The sequence below is a fragment of the Arthrobacter sp. JZ12 genome (assembly GCF_035189165.1).
In the GTDB taxonomy this organism is placed as follows: Bacteria; Actinomycetota; Actinomycetes; order Actinomycetales; family Micrococcaceae; genus Arthrobacter_D.
The window spans coordinates 1,602,155-1,619,497 of sequence record NZ_CP045246.1 but is presented as its reverse complement, the minus strand read 5'-3'; the positions used below and the strand labels follow the sequence as shown (position 1 = coordinate 1,619,497).

Here is a 17,343-nt window from a genome sequence, read left to right as displayed (position 1 = left end):
TATCCAGCCCCTTCCAGTAAGGCTAGGCTGACCGATCCCCTGCGGCTTCTTCAGCAGGCAACAAAGGATCAAGCGGGTTACTACCTGGCGTAGAATTGTCCGGTGCCCTCCTCCCCTGCCCTCGAAGTAAGCGGGCTCGTTAAGGACTTCGGACCGGTATCGGCGCTCGACGGGAAGATGGTCCGCGTGCTGGACGGCGTCACCCTGCAAGCTCACCGGGGACGGGTCACTACGCTGCTGGGGGCGAACGGTGCGGGCAAAACCACAACTTTGGAGTGCGCCCAGGGCCTGCAGAAGCCTACGGGTGGGCGGGTACGGCTACTCGGCGAAGACCCCTGGCATGCCGGAGCGGGCCTGCGAAGCCGCGTCGGGATCATGCTGCAGGAAGGCGGACTGCCTCCTGCTGTTCGACCTCTGGCCCTGCTCCGCCACGTGGCGGGAATGTATGAAGCGCCCCGCAGCGTTGACGCGCTCGCCGAGAGGCTGGGCATCGATTCCTTCGCCGGCACCACCGTGCGTCGCCTCTCAGGCGGACAGAAGCAGCGGCTGGCCCTTGCCTGTGCGCTGGTGGGCAATCCCGAGGTGATCTTCCTCGATGAACCCAGCGCCGGGCTCGACCCGCAGTCCCGCAGCATCGTCTTCGACCTCATCAACGAGCTGCGGTCAGAGGGCCTGGCCATCATCCTCACCACCCATCTGCTCGACGACGCGCAAAAACTGGCTGACTACGTCTACATCGTTGACAAGGGCAGGACAGTCCGGCACGGCACTGTCGCGGAGCTCACCGCGCATGCGGCAGATGCGGCGCGGGAGCTGCGCTTCGAAGCCTCTCCGGGCCTCGCGCTGCCCGCCTCGCGCCTGCCCGGTGTGCAGGTGAGTGAAGCAACGCCCGGTTCCTATCGCCTGAGCGGTGCCCTCACTCCCCGAGAGCTTGCAGTCCTGGCGTCATGGTGGGCCGAAGAGGGAATCATGCCCGCCTCGATCACGCTCACATCCCGTTCACTCGAGGACGTCTTCCTTGATATTTCTGGCAGGAGCGCCCGATGACCGCCGCACCCCTTCCGGTCCGCATAGTGAAACACGGCGGCTACGAGACCCTGGCGATGCTGCGCAACGGCGAGCAATTGGTGCTGGCGATCGTGCTCCCGCTGTTGGCTTTGGCCGCGATCTCGTTCACCCCGTTCCTTGGGACGTCTGACGAACGGCTTGCAGCCGGGACGCCTGGCGTCCTGGCGCTCTGCGTGCTGTCCACGGCATTCACCGGGCAGGGCATCGCCACAGGCTTCGACCGCCGGTACGGCGTGTTGCGGTTCCTTTCGACCACGCCGCTCGGACGCTCAGGTCTCATCCTCGGCAAGATCCTCGCCGTGGGTGCTGTGCTCCTCATCCAGGCCGTGATCATCGGTGCAGCCGCCCTGCTGCTGGGCTGGGACCCGAATCCCGCGGGAGTGCTGCCTGCCTTGGCCCTGCTGCTACCAGGCATCGCAGCCTTCACCGCCCTCGGCCTGCTCATCGCCGGAACGCTTCGTCCGGAGGCCACCCTGGCGGTCACGAACCTTGCGTGGGTCCTGCTCGCGGCCGTGGGCGGCACGGTGATTCCGCGCTCGAGCCTCCCGGAGGCCATCCAGCCCCTTGTCTCTGTGCTGCCCTCCTCCGCTTTGGGTGACGGTCTTCGGGCGGCCCTTCAGTCAGGAGTCTTTGACCCTGCATCCTTCGCGCTCTTGTGCGGCTGGGCGCTGGTCACCGGCCTCGCAGCCATCCGATGGTTCAAATGGAGTTAGGAACATGACGCAACTCTTCCCCGCGAGTGCGGTTGCCCGCCTTCCCCGTACGGTTTCGACGCCGGTACGTGGGCTGGCGGTTGCCTCACTGATATCCCAGATCCTTATCGTGGTGACCGGTGGCGCAGTCCGGCTGACGGCATCGGGGCTGGGCTGTCCGGAATGGCCCAGGTGCACAGCCGATTCGGTGGTTGCAACGCCCGAGATGGGCATTCACGGCGCCATCGAGTTCGGCAACCGGACCCTTACCTTCCTGTTGACCGCGATCGCGGTGGCCATGCTGATCTCGCTCTGGAACCTGCGGAAATCCCGCCGGGACCTCTTCGTACCGGCAGTAGTGCTTCTCGCGGGGATTCCTGCGCAGGCGGTCGTGGGTGGAATTACGGTACTCACCCAGCTCAATCCATGGGTGGTCGGCTGGCACTTCATCATCTCCATGGTCCTGATCGCGGTCGCAACCGTCCTGGTCAACCGGACCCGCCTGTCCCCGGAGGAAGCAGCGGCCGACCGGAATCCCCGGGCCACTCCGCTCCTCCGGCAACTACTTGCCGCCGCCGCCGTGCTAGCTACCGCAGCCATACTCCTCGGAGTAGTAGTGACAGGGTCCGGCCCGCACGCCGGTGATGCGGGAGCGGCGCGCAACAACCTGGATCCCGATCTCATGACGCGGATTCATGCCGCCCCGGTCTACCTGCTGGTCCCTACGGTGCTGATTCTGGTCTTCCTCGCCTACCGGTACCGCCTCGCGGACCGGCTCCGCATCGCGCTGGTTCTGCTCGCCGTCACCGTTCTGGCCCAGGGTGCAATCGGATATGCGCAGCACTTCCTTCATCTGCCGATCGCGCTGGTGGCGCTGCACATGCTGGGCGCTTCCGTGCTTACTGCAGCCACGGCCCACGCCGTCTTCACCGGTTTCACCCGGCGGACGCTGGACACCCGGCTGACGCTGGACTAGAGCGTCAGGCTGACAGACCGTCCTCGACGTCGTCGAGAGCGTTAACCAACCTCGCAAGATCGCGCTGTTCGCTGCCGGCGACGGGCAGGACCGGGCGGCGCGGATCGCCGGCGTCAATTCCGCACGCCCGGGCCAGCGCATGCAGCCCGCTAAGCGTGCGCAGCCGTTGTACGCCCTGCACCACCGGAAGCAGCCTCGAGCGATGCCTGCTGATGCGGTCCTCGTCGCCGGAGAGCACGGCTCTCCGGAAAGCAACGTAACTGGCCGGCAAGAGCGCGGCGAGTCCGGAATGCCAGGCATCGGCGGCAACCTCGCCGGTTGCAAGAAGTGGATCCGAACTCGCGCCGTGGCTGACAGGCCTGGGCAGCTGGGATTGGAGGTTGGCGGCACGGACGGCGAAGTCTTCCGGGCTGGCCGCCGTGTCCTTGAAGGCAGCGAGGGTAGGAACAGCAGCCAGACGGCCAACCAGCTCGACGTCTATCGACATCTGGGTGGTGCCCGGATTGTTGTATAGGCAAATCGGAAGTCCGGCTGCGCTCGCCACCTCCTCCACGAGGCAAACCAGTTCGTCGTCGGTCAGCGGAAGGTATGAAACCGGTGAGAGGACCAAGCCGGCAGCGCCTAGCCGTTCAGCAGAGCGGGCGGCAGTCAGTACGTCACGCGTGGCTATCGAGCTGATTCCGACGCTCACCGGCAAACGGCCGTCAGCAGCCGCCAGAGCACACTGGAGCACCCGGCTGCGTTCGCAGGCATCGAGGTAGGCAAAGCTCCCGGACGATCCCAACACAGTAATGGAGTCAACCTCCGATTCGGCCAACCGGCTGACAAGCAGGCCCAGCTCTTTCAGGTTGACCTCGCCGTCCGGGGTGAACGGGGTGATGGGATAGGCAACGACTCCGGTGAAGACCACCCTCCCATCCTAGGCAGGAGAAAGGGTCAGCCGGGGAAGATTGCCGATCCGACGAACGGGTCGACTGCAAGTGCGAGGAAGAGCACGGTCAGGTAGCTGATCGAGCCGTGGAATACCTTCATTGCACCCTTGCCGGTCACCGAGCCTGCACGCGCGGCGGCATGCAGCCGGTGCGATTCAAGAATGAACCACCCACCGCTCACGACGGCCGCGATGGTGTAGACCCATCCCGCGCCGCCGGCCGGCACAAGGAGGAGCGAGCAGATGACGGTGGCCCAGGCATAGAGGACAACCTGCACGGACACGACGCCGGCACCGGCAATTGCTCCCAGCATGGGTACGTTGGCGGCATTGTAGTCGTCGCTGTACTTCATGGAGAGGGGCCAGTAATGGGGCGGCGTCCACAGGAAGATCACCAGGAAAAGAATGACGGCGGGCCATTGGACAGTCTCCGTGACCGCAGCCCAGGCAATAAGTACCGGCATGCAACCTGCTGCGCCACCCCATACGATGTTCTGCGCGGTCCGGCGCTTCAGTACGAGCGTGTAGATCACTACGTAGAAGAAGATCGCCGCTACACCGAGCCAGGCGGCAAGGGGGTTGGTCCCCAGCCACAGGATGGCAACAGCCGCGACTCCAAGGGCCCACGCGAAGATCAGGGCCTCACGCGGCGATACCTCGCCGGTCACCAGTGGCCGATTGACCGTCCGGTTCATCACGCGGTCGATGTCGCGGTCCAGATAACAGTTGAAAGCGCCCGCGCTGCCGGCTGCAAATGCACCGCCGACCATGGTCGCCAGTACCAGCCCAAGCGACGGGAACCCGCCCTGGGCAAAGATCATGGTGGGCAGTGTGGTTACCAGGAGTAGTTCGATGACCCGCGGCTTGGTGAGTGCCACATACGCCCGGAGCTTCCGGCTGACGCCGTTGCTTGCCTGATGCACGCTGGGCGCAACTGCCGCCTGGTCAAAATTCACTGAGGATGCTCTGCTTCTGAAGTGAGGATAAGTCCTTGGCCATCATACCCGCTCCCTCTCCTTCTTTTACAGCACGTAGAAAAACCAGGCCCGAAATTCCAGGGAGCGGTCCACCCTTTTCGTTTCGTTGTGTGACTGTTCACAAAGACCCTCCCCACGCGCTTTGGGGTCCGAAAGCGCTAAGGTGACATATATCGCCTGGATCACGTTTGTAACCTCGCCGGTGTAACAATCGCCTTTGGTTTAGTGAGCAAAGTCACGCACGTCGATCGGGCCTGGACGAACGCAGCAGTATTCGAAGTTTTCAACGGTGAACGGCCGGCTGGCCTCGGAGACCTTGGCCTCCGCAGCGCAGCCTCATGCGGCGCCGCGGCGCCGGCCGTGACGTACAGAGAGGGGCCCGGTAACGTGCCACAGCAGGAACTGGACTGGAACGAACTGGACGATCGCGCGGTAGATGCCATCCGCGTACTCGCAGCTGACGCCGTGGAGAAGGTGGGCAATGGACACCCCGGCACGGCAATGAGCCTGGCACCGGCGGCGTACCTCCTGTTCCAGAAATTCATGCGGCATGACCCCACGGACCCGGAGTGGACCGGCCGTGACCGCTTCGTTCTCTCCCCCGGGCACACTTCCCTCACCCTTTACATCCAGCTTTTCCTGTCCGGCTACGGGCTCGAGCTCGATGATCTGAAGGCCCTGCGCACGTGGGGCTCGAAGACCCCGGGGCACCCCGAATACCGCCATACGCCGGGCGTTGAAATCACCACGGGCCCCCTCGGCCAGGGACTGGCTTCGTCCGTCGGCTTCGCCTACGCACAGCGGCGCATGCGCGGCCTTCTGGATCCCGAGGCTCCCCAGGGTGAGAGCCCCTTCGATCACACCATCTGGGTGATCGCCTCTGATGGAGACCTCCAGGAAGGCGTAACTTCCGAGGCCTCCTCCCTCGCCGGCCACCAGGAACTCGGAAACCTCGTTGTCATTTACGACGAGAACCACATCTCCATCGAGGACGACACCGATATCGCCTTCACCGAAGACGTTCTGGCCCGCTACGAGGCCTACGGGTGGCACACCCAGCGTGTGGACTGGACCAAGACCGGCGAGTACGTCGAGGATGTTGCGGAACTGCACTCCGCCCTAACGGCTGCAAAGGCCGAAACCTCCCGTCCGTCCATCATCTCGCTGCGCACGATCATCGGCTGGCCGGCGCCCAACAAGCAGAACACTGGCAAGATCCACGGCTCTGCGCTCGGCAAGGACGAAGTAGCCGCCCTGAAGACTGCGCTGGGGATGGACCCGCAGCAGCACTTCCAGGTTGACGACGAAGTCCTGGCCCATGCACGGAAGGTTGTCGACCGCGGCCAGGAAGCACGGCGCTCGTGGGAAGACTCTTTCAGCGCCTGGAAGCAGTCCTACCCCGACGGCGCTGCCCTCCTCGAGCGCATCTCCGCCCGCAAGCTGCCGGAAGGCTGGGATTCGAGCCTTCCCCAGTTCGAGGCAGGCAAGGATGTCTCCACCCGGGCCGCCTCGGGCAAGGTGCTCAACGCCATCGGTCCGGTCCTGCCCGAACTCTGGGGCGGTTCCGCTGACCTCGCCGAATCAAACAACACAACCATCGAAGGTTCGCCCTCCTTCGTGCCGACAAGCCGCCAGACAGAAGCCTGGTCCGGCAATCCCTACGGAAGGGTGCTGCACTTTGGCATCCGCGAGCACGCCGCGGCAGCCATCGTCAACGGCATCGTGATGCACAGCAGCACGCGCGCCTTCTCCGGAACCTTCCTGATCTTCAGCGACTACCAGCGCCCTGCCATCCGCCTTGGCGCCCTGATGGGAGTCCCGGCGATTTACGTATGGACACACGACTCCATCGGCCTCGGCGAGGACGGCCCCACCCACCAGCCCGTCGAGCAGTTGGCGTCGCTCCGCGCGATTCCGGGCCTCGACGTCGTGCGTCCGGGCGATGCGAACGAGGTCGCCGTGGCGTGGCGCACAATCCTGGAGAACACCGCGAATCCTGCGGGCATCGTGCTGACCCGCCAGAACATTCCCACCTGGGAACGTGGCGAGGGCGTTGCAAGCGGCGACACCTTCGGATCCGCGGAGGGCGTTGCACGCGGCGGATATGTACTCGCGGAAGCACCGTACGGCGGAGAGCCGGACGTAATCCTCATTGCCACCGGTTCCGAAGTACAGCTTGCCGTCGAAGCCCGGGAGACCCTCAAGAAGGAAGGGGTTGCTGCACGCGTTGTGTCCCTTCCCTGCCTGGAGTGGTTCAACCAGCAGGACGAGTCCTACCGCGAAGCGGTACTGCCGTCCAACATCCGCGCGCGCGTCTCGGTTGAGGCCGGCGTCGCGCAGGGCTGGCGTGAACTGGTCGGCGATGCCGGCCGCTCCATCTCGCTTGAGCACTTCGGGGCATCCGCCGACTACAAGACGCTGTTCCGGGAATTTGGGATCACCGCGGAGGCTGTCGTTGAGGCTGCACGCGACTCGATCGCCGCAGCGGACACCCGCAATGCTCCCGACGGAACCTCTGCAGCAGCCGGCGCAGCAGCAGCAACCACGGGCGACCGCCGGTAGCCGGCCCCTTCACCGATCAGACCAATCCACCTGGTTCAAGGAGAAAAAATGACTCCCACCCCCACCGCCGCTCTCTCCGAAGCAGGCGTGTCCATCTGGCTGGATGACCTCTCGCGTGAGCGGATCACCACCGGAACCCTGAAGGCCCTCATCACTGAGCGCAACGTCGTTGGCGTTACCACCAACCCGAGCATCTTCGCTGCCGCACTCAAGAACGGCGAGTCCTACTCGGCGCAGGTGAAGCAGCTTGCAGCTTCCGGCGCCGACGTCGACACCGCCGTCTTCGAGATCACCACCAGCGACGTCGCGCAGGCGTGCGACATCTTCGCGCCGGTAGCGGATCAGACCGCCGGCGTAGATGGACGTGTATCGATTGAGGTTGATCCGCGCCTGGCGCGCGACACGGCGGGCACGATCGCCGAGGCGCGCCGCCTCTCGGACGCCGTTGGACGCAACAACGTGCACATCAAAATCCCTGCCACCGTGGAAGGTCTTGAGGCGATCACGGAGACTCTGGCCTCCGGCATCAGTGTGAACGTGACCCTCATCTTCTCGCTTGAGCGGTACCGCGCAGTGATCAACGCGTTCATGCTCGGACTCGAGAAGGCGAAGGAGAACGGCCACGACCTCGCCACGCTCCATTCGGTGGCCTCCTTCTTCGTATCCCGCGTTGACGCCGAAATCGACAAGCGGCTGGACGCGATCGGCAGCGAGGAAGCCGCGAGCCTGCGTGGAAAGGCCGGCCTGGCAAACGCCCGCCTCGCCTACCAGGTGTACGAGGAAGCCTTCAGCTCCGAGCGCTGGAAGGTACTCGCCGCGGCCGGTGCCCACCCGCAGCGCCCGCTGTGGGCTTCTACCGGCGTCAAGGACCCGGCGTACCCGGACACCCTGTACGTCACCGGGCTCGTGGCCGACGGCGTGGTCAACACCATGCCCGAGAAGACCCTCGAAGCGACCGCTGACCATGGCGAGATCACAGGCGACACCATTACAGGCACCTACGCGGAGTCGAACGAAATCCTCGATCGACTCGAAAACATCGGGATTTCCTACAAGGAGGTCGTCGAGCAGCTCGAGGACGAGGGCCTGGACAAGTTCGTCGTCAGCTGGAATGAGCTCCTCGAGACCGTCACCACGGCACTCAAGTCCGCGAAGGGCTGACCCGGATGGCAACCCTATTCGTGAACGCTTCCGGCGCGGCCGCTGAAGCGATCGAGCGGGCGATCCCGGAACTGGTCGAAGAGCGTGTCGCTTCCCGGATCATGGCTAAGGACGCCACCCTTTGGGGACCGGAGTCGGAGCCCGAAGCTTCAATCCGGCTGGGCTGGGTGGACCTGATTGACGCATCGCGTGAGCTGCTCCCGGCTATCGAGGAACTGCGCGGATCCCTTCAGGCCGAGGGCGTCAACCACATCGTCCTGTGCGGCATGGGCGGATCCTCCCTCGCACCCGAGGTGATCACCCGAACCGGCGGCGTCGAACTTACAGTGCTGGATTCCACAGACCCGTCACAGGTGGGCGCTGCCCTCGCTGACCGGCTGGAGAACACCGCTATCGTCGTCTCATCGAAGTCCGGTTCCACGGTAGAGACGGATTCCCAGCGGCGGATCTTCGAGAAGGCTTTCACCGACGCCGGAATCGACGCCAAGAGCCGGATCATCATCGTCACGGATCCGGGCTCTCCGCTGGACGAATCTGCGCGGGCGGCCGGATACCGCTCCGTCTTCAATGCAGATCCGACTGTGGGTGGGCGATACTCAGCCCTCATGGCATTCGGGTTGGTACCGTCCGGCCTTGCCGGTGCGGATATCGCGGGCCTCCTGGACGATGCAGAGTCCATCTCGGAGTTCCTGTCCGAGGACGACGGCGGGAACGTAGGGCTGCGTCTCGGCGCTGTACTCGGAGGAACCCTCCCCCTGCGTGACAAGATCGTCTTTGTGGACGAAGGGTCCGGGATCGTCGGACTGGGTGACTGGGTCGAACAGCTCATTGCCGAGTCGACCGGAAAGCTCGGAACAGGTGTACTTCCCGTTGTGGTCGAGCAGGGCGCTCCGGAGCTTTCCTCCGGCGCTGAGGATGTGCTTGCCGTACATCTGGTCTCACCCGACGAGAGCGCTGAACCAACCGGTGACGGCATTACGGTCGGCGGCAGCCTTGGCAGCCAACTACTCGTGTGGGAGTTCGCCACAGCGGTTGCCGGAAGGCTCCTGGGAATCAACCCGTTCGATCAGCCGGACGTCGAAGCTGCGAAGAAGGCAGCCCGGGGCCTGCTTGATGCGCAGCCGGAGGCCATCGCACCCGACTTCGTGGACGGTGCAGTGGAAGTCCGCGCTGGCAAGGCACTCCTGGGCAGCGCGAGCACTCTCGGCGAGGCGCTGGAGGCACTGTTCGGGACTCTCGAATCGAACGGTTACCTTTCGGTCCACGCTTACCTTGACCGGATCGCTGAGGCTCCCCTGGCACAGATCCGTCCGGCGCTGGCCCGCGCTACCGGTCGCCCGGTGACGTTTGGATGGGGCCCGCGGTTCCTGCACTCGACCGGACAGTTCCACAAGGGGGGTACACCGGTAGGCGTCTATCTACAGATCACCGGCGCAACGCCGCAGGACCTCTCGATTCCCGAGCGCCCGTTCAGCTTCGGGGAGCTGATCGCTGCCCAGGCTGCAGGTGATGCCCAGGTACTCGAAAACGCCGGCCGACCCGTCCTGCGCCTGCATCTCGCCGACCGTGAGGCCGGGACCAGGCAGCTCCTGAACGTAATCGAGCATCTGTCCGGCCGTTCGGTTGAAATCGGAAACGGGTAGATGCCAGACAACAGCGCCAAAAGCAGGAATCCGCTTCGCGACCCGCGGGATCGCCGACTCAACCGAATCGCAGGCCCGGCATCGCTGGTCCTGTTCGGTGTCACCGGCGATCTCGCGCGCAAGAAGCTCATGCCCGCGATCTACGACCTGGCGAACCGTGGGCTGCTCCCCCCGAGCTTTGCCCTGGTGGGCTTCGGCAGGAGGGACTGGAGCGACGCTGATTTCGCCGAGCAGGTGCTCTCTTCGGTCAAGCAGTACGCGCGTACTCCGTTCGACGAGAGCGTCTGGGAACAGCTGTCCGCTGGAGTCCGGTTCGTGAAGGGCAACTTCGACGATGACGATGCGTTCGTCGAGCTGAAAAAGACCGTCGAGGAGCTCGACTCGACACGCGGAACGCGCGGGAATCACGCGTTCTACCTGTCAATCCCTCCCAAGGCCTTCGAGCTGGTCTGTCAAAAACTCTCCGAGCACGGACTCGCGCAGGCTGAGGAGGGCAAGTGGCGACGCGTGGTGATCGAGAAGCCGTTCGGTCACGACCTCGAATCAGCGCGTGAGCTCAACGCAATCGTCGAGCAGGTCTTCCCTCCGGATGCCGTGTTCAGGATTGACCACTACCTCGGCAAGGAAACGGTCCAGAACATCCTGGCGTTGCGCTTTGCGAACCAGCTCTTTGAGCCGCTTTGGAACGCCAACTACGTGGACCACGTCCAGATCACCATGGCGGAAGACATCGGCATCGGCGGTCGGGCCGGCTATTACGACGGCGTGGGTGCTGCCCGCGACGTCATCCAGAACCACCTCCTCCAGCTGCTGGCACTCACTGCGATGGAGGAGCCGATCTCCTTCAATGCCGCAGACCTGCGTGCGGAGAAGGAGAAGGTGCTGGCGGCGGTCAAGCTTCCCGAGGACCTCTCCATGCATTCGGCGCGGGGACAGTACGACGGCGGTTGGCAGGGCGGGGAGCTGGTGAACGCCTTCCTCGATGAGGACGGAATACCAGCTGACTCCACCACGGAGACCTACGCGGCCATCCGACTGGATATCAACACGCGGCGCTGGAGCGGAGTTCCGTTCTACCTGCGGGCAGGGAAGCGGTTGGGACGGCGCGTGACAGAAATTGCCGTCGTCTTCAAGCGCGCGCCGAACCTCCTCTTCCGCGACCACAGCGAAGACGACTTCGGGCAGAACGCGGTCGTGATCCGGGTTCAGCCCGACGAAGGTGCCACCATCCGGTTCGGATCGAAGGTCCCGGGAACCCAGATGGAAGTGCGGGACGTGACCATGGACTTCGGTTACGGTCACTCCTTCACTGAATCGAGTCCCGAAGCCTACGAGAGGTTGATCCTCGACGTGCTGCTGGGTGAGCCGCCGCTGTTCCCGCGCCACCAGGAGGTGGAGCTGTCCTGGAAGATTCTCGACCCGTTCGAGGAGTACTGGGCAACCCTTCCGTCCGCACCTGAGAAGTATGTGCCGGGAAGCTGGGGGCCCGCGTCCGCAGATGAACTCCTCGCCCGTGATGGAAGGACCTGGAGGCGACCATGATTGTTGATCTTCCCGATACAACCACCTCCAAGGTCTCCAAGGAGATCATGACCATGCGTGACAAGGGTGGCGTCGTCGCCCTTGGCCGAGTGCTGACGCTGGTTGTCATCACCCGATCCGGATTCGAGGAGGAAGCGATCCTTGCGGCCAACGAGGCCAGCCGGGAGCATCCCTGCCGGATCATCGTGCTCGCCGAAGGCGCGGGCGAACAGGAGACCCGGCTCGATGCGCAGATTCGGGTTGGCGGTGACGCAGGCGCTTCCGAAGTAATCGTGCTGCGCGGTTACGGCGAGCTCGCCGGCGAGAGTGAATCGCTGGTCTCGGCCCTTCTGCTGCCCGATGCTCCGATTGTTGCCTGGTGGCCGCGCGGGGTTCCCGAAGCAGCCGCCCGTACTTCAATTGGAAGCATCGCGCACCGTCGAATCACCGATTCCGCGAACGAGCCCGATCCTACAGCTGCTTTGTTCAACATCCGACGTACGTATGAGGCCGGCGACACCGACCTCGCGTGGACTCGGTTGACGAACTGGCGCATTCAGCTGGCGGCGGTGCTCGAGCAGCTCGACGGCTCGCCGATCACCGCAGTCACGGTCGAGGGTGCTTCCGACTCCCCCAGCACGGTACTGCTTGCCGCGTGGCTCACCCTTGCGCTGGAAGTACCCGTTTCGATCGAAGCGGGAGAACCGGGGACCGGACTGCACAGCGTGCGTCTGTCCCGGGCGGGCGGCGATGTGGAACTCAACCGCCCGCGACGGTCGGTGGCGGAACTTCACCAGCCGGACCAGCCTGTCCAGAAGATTTCCCTACCCCGGCGCAGCCTGCAAGACTGTCTCGCGGAAGAACTGCGGCGCCTGGACCCTGACGACGTGTTCGGTGAGGTCATCACTGAGGGGCTCGCACGAACCAACCTGAGGAGCGTACGGAGCAATGAACGCTGAACCGAAAGTCAGTATCCATCCAGATTCAGGGCTCCTGGCTGCTTCCGTCGCAGCTCGTCTGGTCACGCGCCTCGTGGATATCCAGAACGAGCGCGGGACTGCCACGGTTGTCTTGACCGGCGGAACCCTTGGCATCGGTGCACTGAAAGCCGTTGCGGAGTCGCCCGCCAGGTCCGCTGTCGACTGGAAATCCGTTGACTTCTGGTGGGGTGATGAGCGGTTCCTTCCTGCAGCCCACGAGGACAGGAACGCAGTGCAGGCACGCGCAGCGCTCCTGGATCATCTTGACGTTCCTGCGGAGCGGATCCACGAGTTCGGCAGCGCCGACCAGTTTTCGAACCAGGACGAGGCGGCCGCCGATTACGCCTCGCGGCTGTCCCAGGCGGCGGAGAAGGAGGCGGCCGAAGGCCTCGAGCTTCGGGACCCACGCCTGCCTCGCTTCGATGTCCTCCTCCTAGGAGTGGGCCCGGACGCGCATATTGCCTCCCTGTTCCCCGAGATGGCCGGAATCCGCACCAAGGGCGCAACGGTCATCGGAGTCACCGGATCGCCGAAGCCCCCGCCGGAGCGGGTAAGCCTGACCCTGGAAGCCATTAACTCGGCTGAGGAGATCTGGCTCGGTGTGGCAGGTCAGGACAAGGCCGGGGCCGTAGGTCTTGCTCTGGCCGGAGCGGGACCGGTTCAGGTGCCGGCCGCCGGAGCACGCGGCAAACGCAAGACACTCTGGCTGATCGACCAGGACGCAGCCAGCCAGCTTCCGGGGCGTTTGATCGAGAACGGCGAGACCGACTCGCCGGGCTGATGAGGAGCTAGAGCGATCGCCGCTGGCGCAACTGCGCCAGCGCGCGCTCAAGCACCTGGACGGCTTCTTCTTCGGTGCGCCGTTCCTTCACGTACTGCAGGTGGCTCTTGAAGGGCTCGTCGCCGTCGATGTTGAGCTCGACGCCGGGAGATCGCCCGGCGGGGCGCCCGCACCGCCCGCATTCCCAAATCTCGGGAATCTCCTCGTCCGTCAGCTTGGCGAAAGTAGGACGGGTCTCGTGCCCGTCGACACACCAATAACTGACGACGGTACGGTCAACAGCGCCCCGCACCCGTTCGTCGTCGAGATGACGACCGGCTGCGGCTGCGCTGTAGCCCGAACCGATGCGTGTCCCCTTAAATGCGTGTCCCGCGTTCACCATGGATTTCTCCCATCAGTACCGCACACGACCTGCGTTTGAGGTTCAGTGTACGCCCCGATGCGGTGGACGCGGGATAAGAGCAGACACCCGAAGCCTAGCAGGCTGCCTCTCACAGGATCTGAGAGGCAGCCTTTGCCCTTAGGAGTCTCCGGAAAAGCGCTGAATAAGTCCGAGTGCAACGATTACGACGCCCCAGGCCAGGCCCAGCGCCACCGTGAAGCGGTTTAGGTTACGCTCCGCAACGCCGGATGATCCCATGCTGGTGGTCATACCGCCGCCGAACATGTCCGACATGCCCCCGCCCCGTCCCTTGTGCAGGAGGATGAGGAGCGTCAGGAGCAGGCTGGTGATGCCCAGCAGTACCAGCAGGATGATACGGAGAATTTCCACGGTGACCTTTCAGCGTGACCTTAGTCGGTCACCAGATGGTGCTCGAACCTGACAATGTTAGCAAATTCGTCGACGTCGAGGCTGGCGCCGCCCACCAGGACGCCGTCGACATCCCTCTCCTTCAGGATGGCGGCGGCGTTTGCTGCCTTGACCGATCCCCCGTAGAGGAGCCGGACCCGTGCGGCCACCGACTCGTCGAAGAGAGCCGCTAGTTCACTGCGGATTGCTGCACACATCTCCTGGGCGTCATCGGGGCCGGCCACTTCCCCCGTTCCGATGGCCCAGACCGGCTCATAGGCGACGACGAGTTCCGACGCCTGCTCCGCACTCAGCCCTGCTACGTCTTTGCGGAGCTGTGCAAGAGTGTGTTCCACGTGTCGGCCTGCCTGACGAACTTCAAGCCCCTCACCGACACACAGCACCGGCACCAGGTTGTGGCGGTAGGCGGCCTGCACCTTGAGGTTCAGGACCTCATCGGTCTCGCCGTGGATGGTGCGGCGCTCGGAGTGACCAACCAATACGTAGGTACACCCCAGCTTCTCCAGGAACTGGCCCGAGATGTCGCCAGTGTAGGCACCGGAGTCGTACGGAGACAGATCCTGCCCGCCATACACCACATCGAGATCGTCCCCCTTGACCAGCGTCTGCACTCCGCGCAGGTCGGTGAATGGCGGGAATACCGCAACCTCCACACGGGCGAAATCGTGCTTCGCGTCGTCCAGTGTCCAGGCAAGCTTCTGGAGAACCGTAATGCCCTGGACATGGTCCAGGTTCATCTTCCAGTTGCCTGCGATCAGGGGCCGGCGGTCGTACGTGCCGTTAGTCGAGGACGTCATGGTCCCTCCCGTTCTGGGTTTCGATGGTGGGTGGGCGGTCAGCGGTCAAGCGCGGTCAACCCGGGGAGCTCCTTGCCCTCCAGGTATTCGAGGCTCGCGCCGCCGCCGGTGGAAATATGGCCGAAGCTGGACTCGTCAAAGCCCAGGCCACGGACCGCCGCAGCGGAGTCGCCGCCGCCCACGACCGTCAGGGCCCCGGCAGCCGTTGCGTCTGCAAGAGCCTGTGCCACTGCCCTGGTTCCGTCCGCGAAAGCGTCGAACTCGAAGACGCCCATGGGGCCGTTCCAGAAGACCGTGCGCGCCTGGGAAATCTGCTCGGCGAAGGCCGCTCCCGATTCCGGTCCAATGTCCAGGCCCAGGCCGGAGGAGCCGAAGGCACCTGACTCCATCGCGTCAGCTGCTAGTACCTCGTGCCCCGCGTCCGCTGCGAACTTCTCCGCCACCACGATGTCCGTCGGCAGAACGAACTCTGTGCCGGATTCAGCCGCGCGGGAAAGGTAGCCCCGAACAGTTTCCAACTGATCTTCCTCAAGCAGGCTTGATCCAACGGAGTGGCCCTGGGCCGCCAGGAACGTGAAGACCATGCCCCCGCCCACGAGCAGCCGGTCGGCGGTGCCGATCAGATTCTCGATCACTGCCAACTTGTCGGACACCTTTGAACCGCCCAGTACGACGACGAAAGGCCGCTCCGGGTTGGTTGTCAGGCGCTGCAGCACATCCACTTCGGCCTTCACGAGGTCGCCCTGGTAGGCGGGCAGGCGGGAAGCGACGTCGTACACGCTCGCGTGCTTGCGGTGGACGGCGCCGAAGGCATCGTCCACGTACGCGCCGTTGTCGCCGGTGAGCTTGACGAGCTCGTCAGCGAAGGCGCCGCGCTCGGCGTCGTCCTTGCTGGTCTCGCGCGGATCGAAGCGGACGTTCTGGAGAACCAGGACGCTGCCGGGTTGAAGTTCGGACGACAGGCTCCGGGCGCTCTCGCCCGTCACGTCGTCGGCAAAAGCGACGTCGAAGTCCGCCAGCTCCGCGAGGCGGTCAACAGCGGGCTTCAGTGAATACTTCTCTTCGGGCGCGCCCTTCGGACGGCCAAGGTGGGCCATGACGACGACGGCGGCACCTGCTTCAGTGAGCTTGCGCAGTACCGGCAGGGAAGCACGGATGCGACCGTCGTCGGTGACGCGGAGATTGGGAAGCTCGCCGTCGAGCGGCACGTTGAGGTCCGACCGGACCAGAACGCGCCGCCCACGAACGCCTTCATTCAGCAGGTCTTCAAGCGATGAGTAAGCCACGGTTCAGGCAAGCTTCGACGCGACGAGTTCGGTCAGGTCAACGAGGCGGTTCGAGTAGCCCCACTCGTTGTCGTACCAGGCAACAACCTTGACCTGGTTGCCGATCACCTTGGTCAATCCCGAGTCGAAGATCGACGAGGCAGGATCGGTGACGATGTCCGAAGACACGATCGGCTCTTCGGTGTAGGTGAGGTAACCCTTCAGCTGACCCTCAGCAGCCGCCTTGTAGGCAGCGTTGACTTCCTCGGCCGTTACCTCGCGGTTGACGGTGACGGTCAGGTCGGTGGCAGATCCGGTGGGAACTGGAACGCGGATCGCGTAGCCGTCGAGCTTGCCCTTCAGTTCCGGAAGCACCAGCCCGATCGCCTTGGCGGCACCGGTGGACGTGGGAACCATGTTGATCGCTGCCGCGCGCGCCCGGCGAAGGTCGCGGTGGGGGCCGTCCTGCAGGTTCTGGTCTGCGGTGTAGGCGTGCACGGTGGTCATCAGGCCGCGCTCGATGCCGAAGTTGTCATTGAGCACCTTGGCCAGCGGGCCGAGGCAGTTCGTGGTGCACGATGCGTTGGAGATGATGTGGTGGTTTTCGGGGTCGTACTTGTCCTCGTTGACTCCGAGGACCACGGTGATGTCCTCATCCGTGGCAGGAGCGGAAATCAGCACCTTCTTGGCGCCGGCGTCGATGTGCTTCCGGGCCTCGGAGGCCTTGGTGAAGAAGCCGGTGGATTCGACGACGATATCGACGCCGAGATCAGCCCACGGAAGATTTGCGGGATCGCGCTCTGCCAGGACCTTGATGGTCTTGCCGTTGACGACCAGGGCTCCGTCAGCCACTTCGATGCTGGCTCCTAGCCGGCCGGTGACGGAGTCGTACTTCAAGAGGTGCGCCAGTGTTTCGGGGCTGGTGAGGTCATTGACCGCGACGATTTCAAGGTCAGCGCCCTGTTCCAGAGCCGCCCGGAAGTAGTTGCGCCCAATGCGGCCGAAACCGTTGATTCCAATACGGGTAGTCACTGTTTCTATCTCCTTGATAGGGGTTGATGCCGACGGCGGTTGCCCTCCAAGGCGTACCGTCCGGCGTCTGACAATTCCTGCACCGCACTGTGCGCGTCTACTGAAGTTTGCTGCCAACTGCCGCGTCCGGAGAGGTGTGGAACGAC

General features: G+C 64.2%; 16 protein-coding genes. 9 read left to right on the top strand and 7 right to left on the bottom strand.

Annotated features, from left to right (window positions below):
* Positions 1–102 precede the first annotated feature (102 nt).
* From GC088_RS07460 to GC088_RS07450, 3 genes are read left to right on the top strand one after another with little or no spacing between them, the layout of a single operon-like run.
* Entirely contained in the window at positions 103–1,047 is a 945-nt protein-coding gene (locus tag GC088_RS07460; protein WP_323961806.1) for an ABC transporter ATP-binding protein, read from the top strand.
* On the top strand, positions 1,044–1,781 hold the full coding sequence (locus GC088_RS07455) for an ABC transporter permease (protein WP_323961804.1): 738 nt from the start codon (positions 1,044–1,046) through the stop codon (positions 1,779–1,781). The genes GC088_RS07460 and GC088_RS07455 overlap by 4 nt, the downstream gene beginning before the upstream one ends.
* A gap of 4 nt (positions 1,782–1,785) precedes the next feature.
* On the top strand, positions 1,786–2,736 hold the full coding sequence (locus tag GC088_RS07450; protein ID WP_323961802.1) for a COX15/CtaA family protein: 951 nt from the start codon (positions 1,786–1,788) through the stop codon (positions 2,734–2,736).
* 4 nt (positions 2,737–2,740) lie between these two features.
* Here the strand turns inward: GC088_RS07450 and GC088_RS07445 are convergent, their stop codons facing one another.
* Together GC088_RS07445 and GC088_RS07440 are read right to left on the bottom strand one after the other, a co-directional pair.
* Positions 2,741–3,646: a dihydrodipicolinate synthase family protein gene (locus tag GC088_RS07445; protein ID WP_323961801.1), complete on the bottom strand. Its 906-nt coding sequence runs from the start codon at positions 3,644–3,646 to the stop codon at positions 2,741–2,743.
* Between the two features lie 26 nt (positions 3,647–3,672).
* Positions 3,673–4,623 carry a heme o synthase gene (locus tag GC088_RS07440; protein ID WP_323961800.1) on the bottom strand — a complete coding sequence of 317 codons (951 nt, stop codon included), beginning with the start codon at positions 4,621–4,623 and terminating at the stop codon, positions 3,673–3,675.
* Positions 4,624–5,031: 408 nt separating this feature from the next.
* On the opposite strand from GC088_RS07440, the gene tkt reads away from it, so the two are divergent.
* The 6 genes from tkt to pgl are packed head-to-tail and all read left to right on the top strand — an operon-like array spanning position 5,032 to position 13,292.
* The gene (tkt, locus tag GC088_RS07435) at positions 5,032–7,206 is read left to right on the top strand and encodes a transketolase (RefSeq protein ID WP_323961799.1); all 2,175 of its coding nucleotides are present in this window, start codon (positions 5,032–5,034) and stop codon (positions 7,204–7,206) included.
* A gap of 48 nt (positions 7,207–7,254) precedes the next feature.
* Positions 7,255–8,367, top strand: coding sequence for a transaldolase (gene tal, locus GC088_RS07430; protein ID WP_323961797.1), 1,113 nt, complete (start codon positions 7,255–7,257; stop codon positions 8,365–8,367).
* Between the two features lie 5 nt (positions 8,368–8,372).
* On the top strand, positions 8,373–10,010 hold the full coding sequence (locus tag GC088_RS07425; protein ID WP_323961795.1) for a phosphoglucose isomerase-related protein: 1,638 nt from the start codon (positions 8,373–8,375) through the stop codon (positions 10,008–10,010).
* Positions 10,011–11,552: a glucose-6-phosphate dehydrogenase gene (gene zwf / locus GC088_RS07420; protein ID WP_323961793.1), complete on the top strand. Its 1,542-nt coding sequence runs from the start codon at positions 10,011–10,013 to the stop codon at positions 11,550–11,552.
* The gene (locus GC088_RS07415; RefSeq protein WP_323961791.1) at positions 11,549–12,490 is read left to right on the top strand and encodes a glucose-6-phosphate dehydrogenase assembly protein OpcA; all 942 of its coding nucleotides are present in this window, start codon (positions 11,549–11,551) and stop codon (positions 12,488–12,490) included. The genes zwf and GC088_RS07415 overlap by 4 nt, the downstream gene beginning before the upstream one ends.
* The gene (gene pgl, locus GC088_RS07410; RefSeq protein WP_323961789.1) at positions 12,480–13,292 is read left to right on the top strand and encodes a 6-phosphogluconolactonase; all 813 of its coding nucleotides are present in this window, start codon (positions 12,480–12,482) and stop codon (positions 13,290–13,292) included. Before GC088_RS07415 ends, pgl begins: the two co-directional genes overlap by 11 nt.
* A 7-nt stretch (positions 13,293–13,299) precedes the next feature.
* Here pgl and GC088_RS07405 read toward each other — a convergent pair whose 3' ends face one another.
* From GC088_RS07405 to gap, 5 genes are all read right to left on the bottom strand, one after another.
* Positions 13,300–13,674: an RNA polymerase-binding protein RbpA gene (locus tag GC088_RS07405; RefSeq protein WP_323961787.1), complete on the bottom strand. Its 375-nt coding sequence runs from the start codon at positions 13,672–13,674 to the stop codon at positions 13,300–13,302.
* 138 nt (positions 13,675–13,812) lie between these two features.
* Positions 13,813–14,064, bottom strand: a complete 252-nt coding sequence (secG, locus tag GC088_RS07400; protein WP_323961785.1) for a preprotein translocase subunit SecG — start codon at positions 14,062–14,064, stop codon at positions 13,813–13,815.
* A 20-nt stretch (positions 14,065–14,084) separates the two neighbouring features.
* A complete protein-coding gene (tpiA, locus tag GC088_RS07395; RefSeq protein ID WP_323961783.1) occupies positions 14,085–14,900 on the bottom strand; it encodes a triose-phosphate isomerase in 816 nt (271 codons plus the stop codon).
* A gap of 38 nt (positions 14,901–14,938) precedes the next feature.
* Positions 14,939–16,186: a phosphoglycerate kinase gene (locus GC088_RS07390; RefSeq protein WP_323961782.1), complete on the bottom strand. Its 1,248-nt coding sequence runs from the start codon at positions 16,184–16,186 to the stop codon at positions 14,939–14,941.
* 3 nt (positions 16,187–16,189) lie between these two features.
* The gene (gene gap, locus GC088_RS07385; RefSeq protein WP_323961781.1) at positions 16,190–17,197 is read right to left on the bottom strand and encodes a type I glyceraldehyde-3-phosphate dehydrogenase; all 1,008 of its coding nucleotides are present in this window, start codon (positions 17,195–17,197) and stop codon (positions 16,190–16,192) included.
* Positions 17,198–17,343: the final 146 nt, after the last annotated feature.